At 65.6% G+C, this 18,045-nt stretch carries 22 protein-coding genes; 14 read left to right on the top strand and 8 right to left on the bottom strand.

Annotated elements, in window-relative coordinates; all coding sequences use genetic code 11:
* Positions 1–57: 57 nt before the first annotated feature.
* The 3 genes from GGR39_RS04445 to GGR39_RS04435 all read right to left on the bottom strand — a co-directional run bounded on the left by GGR39_RS04445 (position 58) and on the right by GGR39_RS04435 (position 4,187).
* Positions 58–1,182: an ATP phosphoribosyltransferase regulatory subunit gene (locus GGR39_RS04445; protein ID WP_183616065.1), complete on the bottom strand. Its 1,125-nt coding sequence runs from the start codon at positions 1,180–1,182 to the stop codon at positions 58–60.
* A 156-nt stretch (positions 1,183–1,338) separates the two neighbouring features.
* The gene (serA, locus tag GGR39_RS04440) at positions 1,339–2,922 is read right to left on the bottom strand and encodes a phosphoglycerate dehydrogenase (RefSeq protein WP_058735234.1); all 1,584 of its coding nucleotides are present in this window, start codon (positions 2,920–2,922) and stop codon (positions 1,339–1,341) included.
* Between the two features lie 134 nt (positions 2,923–3,056).
* Complete coding sequence (locus GGR39_RS04435; protein ID WP_183616064.1) at positions 3,057–4,187, bottom strand: phosphoserine transaminase; 1,131 nt, start codon at positions 4,185–4,187, stop codon at positions 3,057–3,059.
* 212 nt (positions 4,188–4,399) lie between these two features.
* Between GGR39_RS04435 and GGR39_RS04430 the strand changes: the two genes are divergently transcribed.
* The 3 genes from GGR39_RS04430 (at position 4,400) to GGR39_RS04420 (ending at position 6,224) form a co-directional block, all read left to right on the top strand.
* Positions 4,400–5,065 (top strand): extensin family protein, encoded by a 666-nt coding sequence (locus tag GGR39_RS04430; protein ID WP_183616063.1) that lies wholly within the window; start codon positions 4,400–4,402, stop codon positions 5,063–5,065.
* A gap of 65 nt (positions 5,066–5,130) precedes the next feature.
* Positions 5,131–5,826: a DUF2490 domain-containing protein gene (locus tag GGR39_RS04425; RefSeq protein WP_183616062.1), complete on the top strand. Its 696-nt coding sequence runs from the start codon at positions 5,131–5,133 to the stop codon at positions 5,824–5,826.
* Between the two features lie 29 nt (positions 5,827–5,855).
* A complete protein-coding gene (locus GGR39_RS04420) occupies positions 5,856–6,224 on the top strand; it encodes a DUF427 domain-containing protein (RefSeq protein ID WP_425490581.1) in 369 nt (122 codons plus the stop codon).
* Between the two features lie 18 nt (positions 6,225–6,242).
* Here the strand turns inward: GGR39_RS04420 and GGR39_RS04415 are convergent, their stop codons facing one another.
* The 3 genes from GGR39_RS04415 to GGR39_RS04405 are packed head-to-tail and all read right to left on the bottom strand — an operon-like array spanning position 6,243 to position 8,037.
* On the bottom strand, positions 6,243–6,542 hold the full coding sequence (locus GGR39_RS04415) for a hypothetical protein (RefSeq protein ID WP_246388326.1): 300 nt from the start codon (positions 6,540–6,542) through the stop codon (positions 6,243–6,245).
* Positions 6,539–6,913: a response regulator gene (locus tag GGR39_RS04410; RefSeq protein WP_183616061.1), complete on the bottom strand. Its 375-nt coding sequence runs from the start codon at positions 6,911–6,913 to the stop codon at positions 6,539–6,541. The genes GGR39_RS04415 and GGR39_RS04410 overlap by 4 nt, the downstream gene beginning before the upstream one ends.
* Positions 6,914–6,948: 35 nt before the next feature.
* Positions 6,949–8,037 (bottom strand): PAS domain-containing protein, encoded by a 1,089-nt coding sequence (locus GGR39_RS04405; RefSeq protein WP_183616060.1) that lies wholly within the window; start codon positions 8,035–8,037, stop codon positions 6,949–6,951.
* A 249-nt stretch (positions 8,038–8,286) separates the two neighbouring features.
* Between GGR39_RS04405 and GGR39_RS04400 the strand changes: the two genes are divergently transcribed.
* The gene (locus GGR39_RS04400; protein WP_058735241.1) at positions 8,287–8,712 is read left to right on the top strand and encodes an OsmC family protein; all 426 of its coding nucleotides are present in this window, start codon (positions 8,287–8,289) and stop codon (positions 8,710–8,712) included.
* A 27-nt stretch (positions 8,713–8,739) separates the two neighbouring features.
* Here GGR39_RS04400 and GGR39_RS04395 read toward each other — a convergent pair whose 3' ends face one another.
* Both GGR39_RS04395 and GGR39_RS04390 read right to left on the bottom strand, forming a co-directional pair.
* Positions 8,740–9,216 (bottom strand): COG3650 family protein, encoded by a 477-nt coding sequence (locus GGR39_RS04395; RefSeq protein WP_221225968.1) that lies wholly within the window; start codon positions 9,214–9,216, stop codon positions 8,740–8,742.
* 10 nt (positions 9,217–9,226) lie between these two features.
* A complete protein-coding gene (locus GGR39_RS04390; RefSeq protein WP_183616059.1) occupies positions 9,227–10,000 on the bottom strand; it encodes a DUF72 domain-containing protein in 774 nt (257 codons plus the stop codon).
* A gap of 180 nt (positions 10,001–10,180) precedes the next feature.
* On the opposite strand from GGR39_RS04390, the gene GGR39_RS04385 reads away from it, so the two are divergent.
* The 10 genes from GGR39_RS04385 to GGR39_RS04340 all read left to right on the top strand — a co-directional run bounded on the left by GGR39_RS04385 (position 10,181) and on the right by GGR39_RS04340 (position 17,987).
* Positions 10,181–10,720, top strand: a complete 540-nt coding sequence (locus tag GGR39_RS04385; RefSeq protein ID WP_183616058.1) for a hypothetical protein — start codon at positions 10,181–10,183, stop codon at positions 10,718–10,720.
* Between the two features lie 112 nt (positions 10,721–10,832).
* Positions 10,833–11,525 (top strand): hypothetical protein, encoded by a 693-nt coding sequence (locus tag GGR39_RS04380; RefSeq protein WP_183616057.1) that lies wholly within the window; start codon positions 10,833–10,835, stop codon positions 11,523–11,525.
* Positions 11,526–11,618: 93 nt separating this feature from the next.
* Positions 11,619–13,076, top strand: coding sequence for a helicase HerA domain-containing protein (locus GGR39_RS04375; RefSeq protein WP_183616056.1), 1,458 nt, complete (start codon positions 11,619–11,621; stop codon positions 13,074–13,076).
* A gap of 13 nt (positions 13,077–13,089) precedes the next feature.
* Positions 13,090–13,269, top strand: a complete 180-nt coding sequence (locus tag GGR39_RS04370) for a DUF4169 family protein (RefSeq protein WP_058735245.1) — start codon at positions 13,090–13,092, stop codon at positions 13,267–13,269.
* The gene (locus GGR39_RS04365) at positions 13,269–13,469 is read left to right on the top strand and encodes a hypothetical protein (RefSeq protein ID WP_183616055.1); all 201 of its coding nucleotides are present in this window, start codon (positions 13,269–13,271) and stop codon (positions 13,467–13,469) included. Before GGR39_RS04370 ends, GGR39_RS04365 begins: the two co-directional genes overlap by 1 nt.
* 76 nt (positions 13,470–13,545) lie before the next feature.
* Positions 13,546–14,709 carry an aminotransferase class I/II-fold pyridoxal phosphate-dependent enzyme gene (locus tag GGR39_RS04360; RefSeq protein ID WP_183616054.1) on the top strand — a complete coding sequence of 388 codons (1,164 nt, stop codon included), beginning with the start codon at positions 13,546–13,548 and terminating at the stop codon, positions 14,707–14,709.
* Positions 14,700–15,341 (top strand): alpha/beta fold hydrolase, encoded by a 642-nt coding sequence (locus GGR39_RS04355; RefSeq protein WP_246388325.1) that lies wholly within the window; start codon positions 14,700–14,702, stop codon positions 15,339–15,341. The genes GGR39_RS04360 and GGR39_RS04355 overlap by 10 nt, the downstream gene beginning before the upstream one ends.
* A complete protein-coding gene (locus GGR39_RS04350; RefSeq protein WP_288487681.1) occupies positions 15,299–16,102 on the top strand; it encodes a methyltransferase domain-containing protein in 804 nt (267 codons plus the stop codon). The genes GGR39_RS04355 and GGR39_RS04350 overlap by 43 nt, the downstream gene beginning before the upstream one ends.
* A complete protein-coding gene (bioD, locus tag GGR39_RS04345) occupies positions 16,099–16,737 on the top strand; it encodes a dethiobiotin synthase (RefSeq protein WP_183616053.1) in 639 nt (212 codons plus the stop codon). The genes GGR39_RS04350 and bioD overlap by 4 nt, the downstream gene beginning before the upstream one ends.
* On the top strand, positions 16,734–17,987 hold the full coding sequence (locus tag GGR39_RS04340; RefSeq protein ID WP_183616052.1) for an adenosylmethionine--8-amino-7-oxononanoate transaminase: 1,254 nt from the start codon (positions 16,734–16,736) through the stop codon (positions 17,985–17,987). Before bioD ends, GGR39_RS04340 begins: the two co-directional genes overlap by 4 nt.
* The last annotated feature ends 58 nt before the right edge of the window (positions 17,988–18,045 follow it).

Raw genomic sequence — 18,045 nt, 5'->3', positions numbered from 1 at the left:
GTACCGCCTGTTGCTTGAAACTCGAGCCGATAACGAGCAAGCGGGCGGGAGGCTGCCTTATAGCGGAACGGCCTCTGCGCCCGTCAGCTGATGGCTACAACCGAGCGTCAGCGCATCGTCTTCGGGCGAGAGTGCCGCCACGGTGCGCCAGCCGATCGCGCGCAGGCGAGCGGCCGTCTCCGTGTCGTGACCCCACGGCAGAAACAGGCTGGCCCCCTCGTCGGTCGTTTCCGATAGAAGATCGATCAGACGGTCCGGATAGAGCGAGAACCCGGTGGCAACCTCACCCTCTGCCGCCTCACCCAGGATGCGATAGGTACCGCCCCGGCCCAGCGCGCCCTGGACGCCAGCGGCGTAGATCGTGAAGCCCAGCCATGACTGGTATTCGAAACCATGCCGCTCCGATGGATCGAGCGTGACGCGGGCGCGACCGCCGATCCGTCCGGCGATCTCACGCAAGGCGGCAATGCGGCTGGCTAACGCGCCACCGGCATCAAACGCCGCCAGGCGGGCGATCGCATCCTCGAACGGCCCAATGGCATAGAGCAATGGGAGATACGCCTGGCCACCGGCATCGACGAGGCCACCCGCATCCTTGGCATCCAGTTCGCGGCGGACAGCCTCGATCTGACTGGGGGGCAGCGGAAGGGCCTCCGCCGCCAGAGTGTCGACCAGATCGGGCAAGGTGAAATCGATCGAGATCCCGGTCGCCCCGGCTGCCTCCAGCGCCTCGATCGCCAGCGCGACGATCTCGGCGGCGGCGGCGACGCTGTCGTTACCGATCAGTTCGGCGCCCAGTTGCAGCCGTTCACGCGTGGGGTCCAGGCCATCGCCCTTGATGGTCAGGACCTGACCGCAATAACACAGCCGCAACGGGCGTGGCCGCGCCGCAAGGCTGGTGGCGGCGATGCGCCCGATCTGCACGGTAATGTCGGACCGCAGCGACAGCGTGCGCAGCGAGATCGGATCGACCAGCCGGAACATACGCCGTGGCTTCACGCCGACCATGCGGCTGGCCATCGACTTTTCGAATTCGATCGTCGGCGTTTCGACGCGGGCATAGCCGTGGCTGGCGAACGCATCGGTCATCGCCCGCCGCACGCGGCCGGCAGCGGCGGCTTGAGCGGGGAGACGATCACCCAGTCCCTCGGGCAAAAGATCGCGATCGGTATCGTGGTGCACTGGAAATCTGCCCCGCAGGTGGCTGTCGACGATCCCCGTCCCCCTGCGTGAGGAGGTGATCGGAAGGGCCTGTAGCTTAAAAACAGGCCCTCCCCTAGCCCCTCCCGCACGCGGGAGGGGGACTTGAAGGCTGCCGCGGCAGGGGCGGCGAACCCTTTAGAACGAAAGCGCCTTCACCAGCTTCACGCCTGGCAAAGCGCAGGCCTGCTTCAACAGGTCCTCCGACACCGGGCTGTCGATCGAAAGCAGCAGCACCGCTTCGCCGCCGGCGTTGCGACGGCCCAGATTGAAGGTACCGATATTGATGCCGTTCTCACCCAGCAGCGTGCCGATGCGACCGATGAAGCCGGGGGCGTCTTCGTTGACGATATACATCATGTGGCCGTTCAGATCGGCCTCTACCTTGATGCCGAACATCTCGACCAGGCGCGGCTCGACGTTGTTGAACAGCGTGCCTGCCACCGAACGCTCGCCCGCCTCGGTCTTCACCGAAACGCGGATCAGCGTGTGGTAATCGCCCTCACGCTCGGTCTTGACCTCACGCACCTCAAGCCCGCGATCCTTGGCCAGGAACGGCGCGTTGACCATGTTCACCGTGTCCGACTGGACGCGCATGAAGCCAGCCAGAACGGCGGCGACGATCGGCTTTTGGTTCAGCTCGGTCGCGGCGCCCTCGGTGTGGATCGAAATCCGCGGCACGGAATCGCGCGTCAGCTGGCCCACCAGCGAACCCAGCTTTTCGGCCAGCGCCATGTAGGGCTTCAACTTGGGCGCTTCCTCCGCGCTGAGCGAGGGCATGTTGAGCGCGTTGGTCACGCCGCCGTTCACAAGGAAGTCAGCCATCTGCTCTGCCACTTGCAGCGCGACGTTGACTTGCGCTTCGTTGGTCGAGGCACCCAGGTGCGGGGTGCAGATGAAGCCGGGCGTGCCGAATAGCGGCGATTCCTTGGCCGGTTCGGTCTGGAACACGTCGAGCGCGGCACCCGCGATGTGGCCCGAGTCCAGCCCGGCCTTCAGCGCAGCTTCGTCCACCAGACCGCCGCGCGCGCAGTTGATGATGCGAACGCCCTTCTTGGTCTTGGCCAGGTTCTCGGCCGAGAGGATGTTGCGGGTCTGGTCGGTCAGCGGCGTGTGCAGGGTAATGAAGTCCGCGCGCGACAGCAGGCCGTCCAGGTCGACCTTCTCCACGCCCATCTCCACCGCACGTTCCGGCGTCAGGAACGGATCGAACGCAACAACCTTCATCCGCAGGCCCAGCGCACGGCTGGCGACGATCGAACCGATGTTGCCCGCGCCGATCAGGCCCAGCGTCTTGCCGGTGACTTCCACGCCCATGAAGCCGTTCTTCGGCCACAGGCCGGCCTGGGTCTGCGCATTCGCCTCTGGAAGTTGACGGGCGAGCGCGAACATCAGCGCGATGGCATGTTCGGCGGTGGTGATCGAGTTGCCGAACGGCGTGTTCATCACCACCACGCCCTGCGCGGAAGCGGCTGGGATATCGACGTTGTCGACGCCGATGCCGGCGCGGCCGATGACCTTGAGGTTCCCCGCGGCGGCCAGGATTTCCTTGGTCACCTTGGTCGAAGAGCGGATGGCCAGGCCATCATATTCGCCGATGCGGGCGATCAGTTGTTCCGGCGTCTCGCCGGTGATGACGTCAACATCGCAACCGCGCTCTTCGAAGATACGCGCGGCATTGGGGTCCATCTTGTCGGAGATGAGAACTTTGGGCTTGGTCATGAGGTGTGTTCCTGAAGTCTGTAACCCTTCCCTCGTCATCCCGGACTTGATCCGGGATCCCGCTTGTTCTTTTCGGGCGGGGAGAAGGAAGCGGGGCCCCGGGTAAAGCCCGGGGCGACGGCAAATAGCAGTGGTTAGCCGGCCTTCGCCGTGGAGTAGGCCCAGTCGAGCCACGGACCGAGTGCTTCGATATCAGCGGTTTCCACCGTTGCGCCGCACCAGATGCGCAGGCCCGGGGGGGCATCGCGATATCCGGCGACGTCGTAGGCCGCGCCTTCCTTTTCCAGCAAGGCCGCGAACTGCTTGATGAAGTCAGCGTCCGCACCTTCGACGGTCAGGCACACCGAAGTCTTCGACCGGCTGGCGGGATCGGCGGCCAGATGGGCCAGCCAGTCACGCTCGGCGACGATCTTGTCGAGCGCGGCGGCGTTTGCGTCGGAGCGGGCCTTAAGGCCTTCCAGACCGCCCAGGCCCTTCGCCCATTCCAGCGCGAAGATCGCATCTTCCACGGCGAGCATCGAGGGGGTGTTGATGGTCTCGCCCTTGAAAACGCCTTCGGCCAGCTTGCCCTTGGAGACGAGGCGGAACACCTTGGGCAACGGCCATGCGGGCGTGTAGCTTTCCAGCCGCTCGACCGCACGGGGACCGAGGATGATCACGCCGTGACCGCCCTCGCCGCCCAGCACCTTCTGCCAGGAGAACGTGGCGACGTCGATCTTCGCCCAGTCGATGTCGTAAGCGAAAACCGCGCTGGTGGCGTCGGCGAAGGACAGGCCTTCACGATCGGCGGCAATCCAGTCGGCATTCGGCACGCGCACGCCCGAGGTGGTGCCGTTCCAAGTGAACAACACGTCGTTCGACCAATCGACCTGGCCCAGATCGGGCAGCTGGCCATAGTCGGCGCGGATCACGGTGGGATCGATCTTGAGCTGCTTGACCGCATCCGTCACCCAGCCTTCGCCAAAGCTTTCCCAGGCCATCGTGGTGACGGGGCGGGCACCCAGCATCGTCCACATCGCCATCTCGAACGCGCCGGTGTCCGAACCCGGAACGATGCCGATGCGGTGCGTATCGGGCAGGCGCAGCACTTCGCGCATCAGGTCGATGCTGTACGACAGGCGCGACTTGCCGATCTTCGCTCGGTGTGAACGGCCTAGCGATTCGGTCGCGAGTTTTTCGAGAGAATATCCGGGCGGCTTGGCGCAGGGACCGGAAGAGAAGAACGGGCGCGCCGGCTTAGCCAACGGCTTGGTAGGTGCAGTCATGTAGTCTCTCCTTACAGAGAGCACGCGCGGCGTTGGGACCGCGTGGCCCGGCGCTGCGTCTAGTTCGTGGGTGACCCAAGTCAAGGAAGATATCCCCCGCTCTGAAGCCGAAAGCGATCCGACTGGCCTCGCCCCTCGGCCCACCCTGCCCTAGACCGGGTGCCAACTGTCAGTTCACGTTGGATAAACGCGATGGAGGGATACCCGTAGCGATGCGACGGATCCTGCTGCTCCTGCCGCTCGTGGCCACGCTCCACGGCTGTATCGACATTCCCAAGGGGTCGCGGCGGGACCCGCCCAGGCGCTCCGGCCCGGCGCGCACGCCGCCGCCGCGGCCCGAATTGCGGCAGTGCCTGAGTCAGCTAGGGCTGGCGCAAGCACGATTCGCCTCACTGCCCGATCGCTACTTTTCTGGCGGTTGCCGCAATGTCGGCACGGTGCGGCTGGATAGCCTGCGCAGCGATTCCGCGCAGCTGGCCCTGGCGAACTTGGGGCCGGTGACCTGCAACGTCGCCACCCAGTTCGCCGGATGGGCGCGCTTTGGCGTGGACCGCGCGGCGCAACAGATCCTGGGCGCGCGAGTCAGCCGGATCGAGACCTTCGGCAGCTATTCCTGCCGCACGATCGCGGGCACCCGTCGCATGTCGGGCCATGCCACCGCCAACGCGATCGACGTGTCCGGTTTCGTGCTCGAAGATGGACGGCGGATCACCGTACTGGAAGACTGGGACGGCGGCACCCCGGCCGAACGCCGCTTCCTGCGCACTGTCCACGCCAGCGCCTGCAAGCGCTTTGGCACCACCTTGGGCCCGCAATACAACGCGGCGCATCGCAATCACTTCCACCTGGAAGCAGACGGGGCCGATTTCTGCCGGTGACCGGCAAGGCTGAGAGACAGCCTAGCAATGTTCGAGACACGCAGCCTGGTTAGTCGCGTACCGCTATGCGTACCCGCCCCCGGATCGCCGCGCGTGCGCTGGCCGTATCCCTCTTCACCATGGCTTTCCCCGCGGCTGCTGAAACTATTCAGGACGAGCAGGCTTGGCTGAACCTGACCGCGATGGGTCCGATAGCGGGAAAGGTGGTCTACTTCGCCGAGTTGCAGCCGCGCTTCGGCGACGGCGTTTCGCGGGTGGATCAATTGCTGCTGCGCGGTGCGATCGGCTGGAAATTGTCCTCCACGGTCACGCTCTACCAGGGGTTCGCCCATGTCGAGACGCCCCAGCGCGGTGGGCGCGATATCAACGAGGAACGCAGCTTTCAGCAACTGAACCTTGCGCTCGGCAAGCCATGGGGCGGAGAGCTTTCTTCCCGAACCAGGCTAGAGCAGCGCTGGCGCAATGACGGCGGCGACGTGGGCTGGCGTGTGCGCGAGATGCTGCGCTATGAGAAGCCGCTGCGGCCCGCCAGTGACGCGGTGAGCGCCTTGGTCTATGCCGAAGCGTTCGTGGCATTCAACGATACCGACTGGGGCGCGCGCAGCGGCTTTGACCAGTTGCGCAGCTTCGTGGGCGTGGAGGTCGGCCTTCCCGGGACGAGCACGGCGGAGATCGGCTATCTCAATCAGGTGATCGACCAGACCCGCGGGCGGACGCGGGTGAACCATGTCGCGTCGGTATCTCTGTTCTTCCGGCACTGACTAGCGGAGAAAATCGACGCGATCCGGGCATGAACCGGATCGTTCAGGCACCATGTGGCGGCGCGTGTGTTGACGCTTCAGGCAGCGCGCGGCTTATCGTAAGTGGAGAGACGATCATGGTGCAGGCACGATGGAACGGCAGCATAATAGCCGATAGTGATGATACGGTGGTGGTGGAAGGCAACCACTACTTCCCGCGCGATGCGGTGGACCCCGCCGTCCTTCAACCCAGCGAAACGACCAGCCATTGCCCGTGGAAGGGCGACGCGCGCTATCATTCGATCACGGTGGACGGTTCGACCAATCAGGACGCGGCCTGGTATTATCCCGAGCCCAAGGACGCAGCCAGCCAGATCCGCGATCGCATCGCCTTCTGGAAGGGCGTGGAAGTCAGCTAGGGCTCGCCGCGCCAGCTGTCAGCGCGAGAGACGCTTGCGGTTGGCGCGAACGCGGGAATGATAATGATCGATCGCCTGCCCCGCCACCTCGATGGGGTCCGCACCCAGCTGCCCGGTCGCCAGTGCCATCGTCAGCTCGACTTGCGCCTGCCACTTTTCGGCAACCATGCGGTGTACCTCTTTCTGGCTGCCCGGCCCGCCGGCCGCCATGCGCATGCACCGCATCCAGATCACCCAGCTGGAATCGATGCCCAGCTCGCAGGCTTGAAAGGCCAGACCCGGCAGGCCCAGCCCAACGCTACCACTCGGGCGGCTCATTGCGGAACCGCAGTCTCGCCAGGCTTGTCCTGCGCAAAGCTGACGGCGCGAGCGATCACGCGGCTGGCGCTGGCCGGCTTGGCGACCAGTTCGGCGCCGAGACCGCGAACCGTTTCGTCGTGACGGTCCAGATCGCCGGAATGGAGCAGGTAGGGAATGCCGCGCTGTGCCAAGGCCTCCGCAACGGGAACGCACGTCTCGCCGTCCTTCAATGTCACGTCGAGGATCGCGCAATCGACCGTTTCGTGATCCAGGATCTCCATCGCTTCATCCACGCTGGAGGCGCACATGGCGCGACAGCCGAGATCCTCCGCCGCGAACTCAAGGTCCATCAGGATCAAAGGCTCGTCCTCAAGCATCAGGATATTCATCGGTGCGGGAAATTCCTGCAATAAGGCAGCTTGGGTCATGCGGGAATTACGATGGTGGCTTCCAGACCATCATCGTGCCAGCGACGTTCGATAGAACCGCCACCATGGCGCAGCATTCGATCGACGATCTGCGTACCAGTGCCGCGGCTATCCGGAGACATGCGGATACCGGGGCCGCCGTATTCGCGCCAGTGGACCACAAGATTGCTGGGGCCACGGCCCTTGCCCTCGTACCAGTTCAACTCCACCCGACCGTCATTATTGGCCCAGGCGCCGTGCTTGGTCGCGTTGGCGGCCAGTTCATGCAGCACCAGTCCGACGACGGATACAGTGGCGAAATGGACGCGCTGACCGTTACCCAGAAATAACAGTCGCTGCGTGTCAGCATCGTAGGGGCCGAGGATCGCGCGGATTGCCGGACCGATCTCGATCGTGCCGCTGGACGCCTCGTCCAACGTGGTCTCATACGCGCGACCCAGCGCCTGGATGCGGCCGTTAATCTCATCCGCTTCCCTCGGGATGCCGCGAACGCGGCCCGTGATGTTCACGATCCCTGAAATCACCGCGAACATGTTTTTCATGCGGTGCGAAAGCTCGCGCGCCATGCTGCGGGCATGTTCTTCCTCAGCGCGCACCGCGCGGACTTCCGAGACGTCCCACTGGCTGCCGAAGAAATATGCCAACGACCCATCGGACCGATAGATCGGCCCCAGGTGCAGCGCGTTCCAGAAAGTGGAGCCATCCTTGCGATAATTGAGCAGTTCCACCACCGCCACGTCTTCGTTAGCGAGCGCGGACCGCAGCTTGTCCAGCTCCCGCTGGTTGGTCTCCGGGCCCTGGAGGAACCGGCAATTCCGGCCGATGATTTCGTGCTCTTCGTAACCGGTCAGACGCCTGAACGCTCGATTGGCGAATACGATCGGCATGTCCGTGACGTGTGGATCGCACAGGCACACGGCCATTCGGGTCTGTGCCATAGCCTGTTCGAACAGAACGCCGGATGCACCGACGAACTGGTCCTCCGGCCTGCTTACGCCGGGCGTATCGCCGCTGGAATTGAAATAGGTCTGGGTGTCATCCCAACCTAGAGGGACACCCGATGCCACTGTCTTGTCGTGCGACATCGATCGCCCCTGAAATTTATCCGAAGTGCCTGTAACGTGAATTCAACAATGCGTGCAACTGGGAAGAGTTCCACCAACCGGGACGCAAACGACCCGCTTCCTAATGCCATCTGCGTTCAAAAAGGTCCAGATATCGGCTAGGTGTTCTCCAGGGCAATCAGGGCGCAACCGCACCCGGCTTCGGCCGTTTCGCCCACGCCCGGCCCGCGCCAAAGCGGGACGTCTCTTCAGCCAAAGGACACCCTCCCCATGACAGTCAATACCGCCACCGCCCGATACGAAGGTCTGGGCAAGGAAGGCAAAGGCCACGTCACCGCCAAGTCCGGCGCGATCGATGCGGATTATGGCTTCACCACCCGCTTCGAAGATGCCCCCGGCACCAACCCGGAGGAAATGATCGCCGCCGCTCACGCCAGCTGCTTCACGATGGCCACCAGCTTCGCGCTGGCCAAGGCAGGCCACACCGACGGGTCGTTGGAGACAGAGTGCAAGGTCACGCTCGTCTCGGCAGACGGCGGCTTTCAGGTGACGAAGTCCGAACTGGCGCTGACCGCCAAGGTGCCAGGCCTGGATCAGGCCGAGTTCGAAAAGATTGCCGCCGAAGCCAAGGCCGGTTGCCCGATCTCGAAGCTCCTGAACTGCGAGATCACGCTGACCACCTCGTTCCAGAACTGATCGAGGCGCATCTTGCGGGAAGGCTGCTTATTGTGGCTTTCCCGCAAGCTCCTTCGCTTCCGTAAAGCGCCGGCTGTCTGTCCAGCCGCAGCCCTGACGCGTTTCCTCTCCCAGCTTCAGCAGGACGGAAAAAGGAAAGCTGCGGTCCGACATGCCGTCGCTGCAAGTCCCCGGCGTCACCGTCATGTCGAAGCTTTTGCCCTCCAGCGTGCCGCTGAGCCCTAGCCCGTTGCGGCCGCCAAACCTTTTGACGGTGATGCGGGTACCGTCCGGCTGGGCGGGGGTCGCATAAGTCAGCGTTTCGCCGATCACGGTGCCGTTCCAGAACGGCTCTGTCCCGCCGAAATGCAATGTCTCTCGCGGCGAGATCGCGCTGAACGGCTTGGACGAGTCGGTGTCGCCCGGCACGCCGCCGTTGTCCTCGCCACGCCGTGGGCCGCAGCCGCTCACGGCGATAAGGGCCAGCCCAAGGGCGGAAACGAGCGCGACGCGATGCAAGGTCATGGTGCGGCGCCTAGCAGCTTGCGGGGCGGACCGCATCCTCTCCCAACGCCTCGATCAACGCCAGCGCCGCCGCCGGGGCCCGCTCCTTCGCGCCGGCGATATAAAACACGAACGTCTCGCGCCCATCGGCCGCCCATTTCACCGCCTCGGCGGCCTGAGCAGCGATCTCGTCGGCGGAATACCCGGTCGGCTCGTCCGCGCGGCAGCCTTGCAGCCGCGCATACACGAAGGGCCCGTCCGTACGCGTGAAGTCCGGATAATCCTCGCTCCGCGTCACCACCAGCGCTGCTCCGGCATCCTGCAGCAAAGCGTAGAACGCGGGATCGTCGAAACTTTCATGCCGTGCCTCGATCGCGTGGCGCAGCGGTACGCCCGCATGGCTTGATGGCAGGAGAGCCAGGAAAGCCGCGATCTCTTCTGGATCGAACCGCTTCTTGTCGTTCAGCTGCCAGTTGATCGGACCCAACCGATCTTCCAGCTCCACCAGCCCCTGGTCGATAAAGTTCGCAACCGATTCCCCCGCCTCGGCCAGGTTCTTGCGGTTGGTGCAGTAGCGCGACCCCTTCAACGCGAAGCGAAAGTGCGGCGGCGCGGTCTTGCGCCATTTGGCGAAAGTCGCGGGGGCTTGCCGGCTGTAAAACGTGGCGTTGACCTCTGCGGCAGTGAGATGCGTGGCCAGGTATTCCAGCTGCTTCGCCTTCGCCAGGCCCTCGGGATAGAACGTCTCGCGCCACGGATCATAGACCCAGCCGCCGGTTCCCGCACGGATCGCGCCAAGGCTCATGCCCTGCCGCCCTGTGTGAACGGCGTTCGACGTAGTACGATTGCGGAAGGGTCCGGCGGGTTCGTCATGATGCCTCAGCGTAACAAGCCGCCGGTGGTTCCGCCAAGAACTTTGCGGAACCTGGCACCGCGATCCGCGTTCAAAACGCCAAACGCATCAGAACTTTCAGGAAAAAGCGTCATGAAACACGAACGCAAGGCGATGGTCGGCAAGCTTATCGGCGGCGTCGTTCTGGGCGGGCTCGCCGCCGGGTTTCTCACTGCCATGGCCGTTCCCACGACCATGCAGCAAAAGGCGGATGACTGGCGCACGCTGATCGGCGTGAAAGAGGTCAAGGCTGACGAAATGCCCGCGATCGCCTTCGAAGCGCCCCCGCAGGATCTCACCCCGGTCAGCTGGATGACGGCGCAGCAGGAGTATCCGCAACCGATCCCTGCCACCTACAGTCCCGACAGCGCCACCCTGTATGACAGCAGCGCCGATCTCGACCTGGATGACGATGGTGCCATCGCTTCCGCCGAACCGCTGCCGACCGCGCTGATCGCGACGCGTGATGCCGATCGCAAGATCGTCGTCTATGATTCTGACGATGCCGCCGCTGCTTCGGCCAACGCGGCCAGCGAGGCAGCGGCCGACGTGCGCACGATCGAGAGTGCCGTGGCCGAACCAGCCGCACCGGCATCGTCGGACACACCCGCGCCCGCCATCGTTTCCGGCTGAGCGTCGTCGCGACAGTGTCGCAGAGGGACGGCGTTCATCGCGTCGACAGCTTGCCAACCATAGCCGTGACCTTTTTGCGAGCGACGGAACGACAATGGGTGCGGCAAGAGTAATGGTGTCTCTAGCGGCGATGGGCGTGGCTGTGGGTGCGTACCTGGCAGTCGCGACGATCCCGGCGATCGCGCCCTACCTTCAAGAGCGCCGCCCCGCTCCCATCATCGTCGCGGGGCCGGAAAACAGCGTGGGCCAGCTTGCCACGCGACCTGAATCGGCGCCCGATGACGGCTTTGGCATTCGCCCCGGCCCGGTCGACGGCAGCCTCGCGATAGATCTTCCCGAATGGACTGGCCGCCCCCTGGCGCTGATGGACATGGGCCGCCGCGCCATGGACGAGTGGCGTTCCTGGACCGGCCGTGGCGAAGAGCCACAGGCGTACGACCAGTCCGACGATCGGCGCCCCGAATTTCGCGAGGAACGGCGGTTGGAGCAAGGCTACGGCTATCGCGAGCGTTGGCGGCAGCGCCAGGAACCCTATGGCTACGTCCAGCGTGACGATCCGCGTGATTTCTACGGCTCGGATGGAGAACGGGATTACGGCTACGGCCGTTGGTTTCCACCTCCCGAGGAACCGGCTTACTCCACGTCGGAAGCTTTCACCCAGCGGCTTGCCCCGCGCGCTCAAGAGCCGCGCGCAAATCCACCAGGCAGCGCCGCGGACCCGGGCCAGGATGCCGCAGCTCTAGCCGCCCAGCGCGCTCGGGAGGCGGCGCGCGACGTTCGCGCGGCGGAGAATGCGCTGCCCTGATCGTAGGCGTTGTGGGCACGCTCACCGCAAAGCTCTGGAAAACCCGCCGCCCTCGGTTCCGAATCGCCCCGGCGCACGCTTATGGCGGCTCCGGTGAGCGCAACCATCGTCATCGGCCAGGATACCCATGGCGCCCCGGTCGAGATCGACGTGGGCGAGCTTCTGGCCACGCGCTTGCTGGTCCAGGGCAATTCCGGCTCGGGCAAGTCGCACCTCTTGCGCCGTCTGCTGGAAGAAAGCGCGCCACTGGTGCAACAGGTGGTGATCGACCCTGAAGGCGATTTCGTGACGCTGGGGGAAACGTTCGGCCACGTGGTGATCGATGGCTCCGCATATGCCGAGGCGGAGATTGGCCGCCTCGCCGCGCGCATCCGCAAGCATCGTGCCTCGGTCGTCCTGGCGCTCGACGAGCTGGAGATCGACCAGCAGATGAAATGCGCCGGGCAATTTCTTTCCGCCCTGTTCGATGCCCCGCGAGAGGAGTGGTTCCCCGCGCTGGTGGTGGTGGATGAAGCCCAGATGTTCGCCCCCGCCGCTGCGGGTGAAGTGAGCGAGGAGGCGCGCCGCATCAGCCTGGCGGCGATGACCAACCTGATGTGCCGCGGCCGCAAGCGCGGCCTCGCTGGCGTGATCGCCACGCAGCGGCTTGCCAAGCTGGCCAAGAACGTGGCGGCGGAAGCCAGCAACTTCCTGATGGGCCGCACTTTCCTCGATATCGACATGATCCGCGCCGCCGACCTTTTGGGTATGGAGCGCCGCCAGGCCGAAGCCATCCGCGATTTGTCGCGCGGGCAGTTCCTGGGACTGGGCCCGGCGATCAGCCGCCGACCGGTCGCGGTCAGCATCGGCGAAGTGCGCACCGGCAGCCGCGCGGTGGTGCAAAGCTACGCCCCGCCGCCCACCGCCTCGCCCGAGGAACTGCACGCGCTGCTGCATGACAATCTGGCCGAGCCGGTGCGCGAGGTCTATCGCCCCGCCCCGGTCCGCGCCGATCCGGACGAGTTGGTTGAGCGGATCGCCGCATCGCAGGCCGCTCCCGCGCCCCGCCGCCCCGACTTGCCCGAGTTCGACGCGGCCGAGACCGAGGCTGCCATTGCCGAGATCCTCTCGCAAATGGCGCAAGAGGCGGAGTGTACCTTCCAGCCGGCGGCCACGCTGTTCCAGGACTTTACCCTGCGCTGCCGGATGCGCGGCGTGCCGACCCGATCGTTCGACGCGGTGCGGTTTCGCCGGGGCTTCGCGATGGCGGTGGCGGGCATCGCCGATCCGTCCGACCCGCGCTGGACCGGCCTGCTGGATCTGGCTGCCGGCGTGCCTGACGATCTGCTTGCGCCGTTCCTGCTGATCGGCCGCGCCGCCACCGAAGGGCGGCCCTGCCCAGATGATGCAGAGCTTGCCCGCATCTACGGCACCAGTTCTCCCCGCCGCATCCAGCGGCTACTGGACTATCTGGAGAAAGACGGCCTGATCGTGGTCCGCACCGATTTTTCGGGCAAGCGTTCGGTCGGCCTGCCGCATCTGGGGCTCGCCACCGCCGCCGTCGAGGCGTAAGACTGGCGCGGTCATGGCTGAAATCATCAACCTGAGGCAGGCCCGCAAGGCCCGCGCGCGCGATGCCCAGGCGGCACAAGCCAACGCCAATCGCGCGCGGCACGGCGCGACCAAGGCGGAGCGCAAGCTGGCGCAGGACGAAGCCGATCGCACCGCCCGCACGCTTGACCATGCCCGGCGCGAGGATAGCTGATGCGCACCACGTTCGAGGAGGCCAGCGTCCGCCTCTATCACCTGGACGATGCGGGCGAAGGTGGCGCGGCCACCACGCTGTTCTACGGCCCCCTGTCCGAAGCCCTGGCCATCGCGGAGGCGCAGGACGAGGCCACGCAAGACGGCCTGTGGATCGCCACGGACAACGATGTGATCGCCTACCTGGACCTGGATAGCTGAGCGCAATCGCCTCGCGCCGGTATTGTCTTGGCACAGGCGTTGTCTCGGCAATCGTCTTGCCGTACCGGCAGCGGCCATGGCGAACCTGGACGCGCATCTCCAAGCCGCATTGACCAAGATCGAGCAAGCCGGTCGCCGCCGCGTGCTGCGTCCCGCTGCGATTGCACCCCAAGGCCGGCTGGTGCGAGATACGGCCAGCCTGATAGACTTCTCCAGCAACGATTATCTGGGCCTTGCCACGCATCCCCTGCTGACCGAGCGAGCACGGGAATGGACGCAGCGCCATGGCACGGGCAGCGGCGCGTCCCGCCTGGTCACCGGCACCAGCGCCGAAGTCATAGCGCTGGAACACCGGATCGCCGCGTTCAAGGGCACCGAGGCGGCGCTAATATTCGGCTCAGGCTGGCAAGCGAACGCTGCGGCGATCCCGGCCCTGCTGGCGGCGCTGCCCGGTGCGGCGGTGTTCACTGACCGGCTGATCCACGCCAGCATGCACGCGGGGCTCGCGATCTCTGGCACGCGACAGCATCGCTTCCGGCACAACGACCTGGACCACTTGGCGCACCTGTTGGCCAGCAAGGGCCGAGAAGCGCCGGCGCGCGTAATCCTGACCGAAAGCGTGTTCAGCATGGACGGCGATGTTGCAGACATGCCCGCCCTCGCCGCTCTGGCGCGGGAGCATGACGCCATCCTCTATGTGGACGAAGCACACGCCACCGGAGTGCTGGGCCCGCGCGGCGCGGGACTTTCGGCGACGGCTCCCGGCGGGGTCGACGTGATCATGGGCACGTTCAGCAAGGCGATCGGCAGCTTCGGCGCCTACCTTGCCGGGTCACGCGCCTTGATCGACTGGTTCAGCAACGCGGCCAGCGGCTTCGTCTTCTCCACCGCCTTGCCGCCGGGCGTGCTGGGCGCGGTGGACGCAGCGTTGGACTTGCTGCCCGATCTGGATAGCGAACGCGCGCACCTCACTTCATTGGCCGACCGCTTGCGGCGGGGCCTGGGCGAACTGGGCCTTGATCACGGCGCATCGGCCAGCCAGATCGTCCCGGCCATCATCGGCCCCGAGGATCAGGCGATGGCGCTGGCGAGCAAGCTGGAGGCGCGCGGCTTCCTGGCCGCCGCCATCCGCCCGCCGACGGTGCCGCCCGGCACCAGCCGCCTGCGCATCGCGCTGCGCGCCGCGCACTCCGCAGCGGACATAGACGCGCTTTTGGAAGGCATCTCTGCATGTCGTTGACACTGCTGTTCCATCACGGCTGGGGCTTCGATGCCAGCTTCTGGACCCCTTTGACGCAAATCCTGTCGGACATGCCGCAAGCCGTGGATGATGCCGGCTATTTCGGGGCAACCATCGCCCCCGCAGTCACCGGGCCGTGCCTTGCCATCACGCACAGCTTTGGCACGATGCGCCTGCTTGCCGCACCGCCGCCAGGTCTTATGGGGATTGTCGCGATATCCGGCTTCGACCGGTTCACCCGCGCAGAGGATTGCCCGGGCGTGGCCGATCGTGTCGTCAGCCGGATGATCGGCGCGATGGCACAAGCGCCGGAGACGGTGCTGGCCGATTTCCACACCACGCTGGGCAGCACCGCGCCTACCGCAGACGTCAACGTGGACCGGCTTCTGGCCGACCTGCAGATCATGCGGGATGGTGATTTCCGGTTCGTGGCCGGGGCGCTGGACGTGCCGGTCCTCTCGCTCCAGGGCGATCGCGATCCGCTGCTGCCGATGCCGATGCGAGAGACCGTGTTCGCCGCCACCACTGGCGTCATGCGGAGAAACCATCCCGGCGCGGGCCATTTGCTGCCGCGCGAGGAGCCGGCGTGGTGCGCCGACGCGATCCGCAGCTTCATCGCCACGCTGCCATGACCGCGCCGGAGAAAGCGCTGATCAGCCGCGCTTTCGGTGGCGCAACCGACTACGATCGCTATGCCACCGTGCAACGCCGCATCGCGCGAGATCTGGCCCAGCGCATCGCCGCGCTCGATCTGCCCGCTGCGCCCCGTATCCTGGAGATTGGCTGCGGCACCGGCTTTCTGTGTCTGGAACTGCAGAACCTGGGCGTCACCGGCACCTGGCACCTTACCGATATCGCCCCGCAAATGCTCGCCCGCGCGCGCCAACGGCTGGGCGACGGGATGACCTACGCGGTGCTGGACGGCGAAAACGGCACGCCTGACGGTCTGCCCTATGATCTGATTTGTGCCAGCCTGGCGACACAGTGGTTTACGGATGAACCCGCGGCCCTGGCGCGCTGGCCGGCCTGGCTCGCCCCCGGTGGCCATATCATGGTGGCGACCCTGGGCGCTGGTACATTTGCCGAATGGCGCGCTGCGCACGTGATGCTGGGCGTGGAAGCCGGGACGCCGCGCTTCACCCCGCCCAGCGCTTTTGCCGCGCTCGACTTGGCCGAGCCGGCTATCGTCGAACATCATCGCGAGCATCATGACAGTGCTCCTGCCTTCCTGCGCGCATTGCGGGGCATCGGCGCAACCACAGCCGATCCCGATCATCATCCGCTCTCCGCCGGGGCCTTGCGCCGGGTGATGCGGCAATTCGAGAAAGCGGGCGCGGTGGCGAGCTATGAGGTGATGACGTGCCACCTCACCCGCGCTAGCACGCCGATATGAGCCATTCCCGCATCATCGTCACCGGCACGGACACCGGTATCGGCAAGACCGTATTCGCTTCCGCGCTCACCGGCGCGCTCAACGCGTTTTACTGGAAGCCGGTGCAGGCGGGGCTGGAGCCGGACGGTACCGGCGATGCCGATGCCGTGGCGCGCTTGTGCGGTATCGATCCCGCGCGCGTGCTGCCCGAAGCCTATCGCCTCAACACGCCTTGCTCGCCCCACCGCGCGGCAGAGATCGACGGCATCACGATCGACCTCGCCGCGCTCGCGGTGCCCGATGTGGACGGTCCGCTGGTGATCGAGGGTGCCGGCGGTGCTCTGGTGCCGATCACCCGCAGCCACACCTACGCCGACCAGTTCGCCGTCTGGGGTTACCCGGCGGTGTTGGTCGCCCGCACGGAACTGGGTACGATCAACCACTCCTTGCTGAGCATCGAGGCGCTGCGGGCGCGCGGGGTCAGCCTGATCGGCATCGCCTTTGTCGGTGACGCCAACGAAGATACCGAACGCACCATCGCCGAGATGGGCAGGATCAAGCGCCTGGGCCGCCTGCCCCGCTTGGCCACCCTCGACCAGGCTGCCTTGTCCGCCGCCTTCGCCGCGAACTTTCGGGTGGAGGATTTCGGCGCATGACCTCGCCCGTCTGGCATCCCTTCACCCAGCACGGCCTGCGCGAGCCGATCCCGCTGGTGGAGCGGGCCGAGGGCGCAGTGCTGCACACTCGCGATGGCCGGGTGGTAATCGATGCGATCTCGTCCTGGTGGGTGACCACGCACGGCCATTGTCACCCGCGTATCATGGCCGCCATCGCCGAACAGACGCAGCGGCTGGACCAGTTGATCTTCGCGGGCTGGACTCACGAACCGGCCGAAGCCGTGGCCCTGGGCCTGACGCAGATCATGCCAGAAAGCCTGACGCGGGTGTTCTTTTCGGACTCTGGCTCCACCAGCGTAGAAGTCGCACTGAAGATGGCGCTGGGCTATTGGGCCGCGCGCGGGGAGGCCCGCCACCGCATCGTGGTGATGGAGCATTCGTATCACGGGGACACGATCGGCGCGATGTCGGTCGGCGCGCGCGGCGTGTTCAACCAGACTTACGCCCCGCTGTTGTTCGACGTTTCGGCCATTCCCTACCCCGCGGCCGGGGCGGAACAGGCAACGCTCGATGCGCTGGAGGCGCTGTGCCGTGAAGGCGATATCGCCGCGCTAATCCTGGAGCCGCTGGTGCTGGGATCGGGGGGCATGCTGTTCTACCCCGCGCACGTCCTGGCCCAGATGCGCGCCATCTGCACGGCCCACGATGTATTGTTCATCGCGGATGAAGTGATGACCGCCTGGGGCCGCACCGGCACCCTGCTCGCCTGCGAGCAAGCCGGCGTCGTGCCCGATATCCTTTGCCTTTCCAAAGGCTTGACCGGCGGCTCGCTACCGCTGGCGGTGACCATGGCCAACGAGGCGATCTTCCAGGCGCATTGGTCAGACGATCGCGCGAAGATGTTCTTCCACTCGTCCAGCTACACCGCCAATCCGATCGCCTGCGCCGCAGCCAATGCCAACCTGGCGATCTGGCGTGACGAGCCGGTGGCCGACCGGATCGCCACACTTGCGGCGATGCAGGCAGAGCGGCTGGCGGCCCTCGGCACCTATTGCCACTTCGACAACGCCCGGCAGTTGGGCACGATCGCCGCGCTGGATATGCGCACGCAGGAGGGCGGCGGCTACATGAACAGCCTGGCCCCCCGCCTCATGGCGTTTTTCCGTGAGCGCGACGTGCTGCTGCGGCCGCTGGGCAATACGATCTATGTGATGCCGCCCTATTGCATCACGCCCGATCAATTGACGAAAATCCACGATGCCATCGGTGAGGCGGTGATCTCGTTCTAGAGGGCGTTCCGGTTAGAGGTGGCGTTTTTCAGACATTCGTGTATAGCCATTTCATCGC

The organism is Novosphingobium fluoreni (assembly GCF_014196615.1).
GTDB lineage: Bacteria > Pseudomonadota > Alphaproteobacteria > Sphingomonadales > Sphingomonadaceae > Novosphingobium > Novosphingobium fluoreni.
The sequence above is the reverse complement of the archived record's forward strand: the minus strand, read 5'-3'. Positions and strand labels throughout refer to the sequence as shown.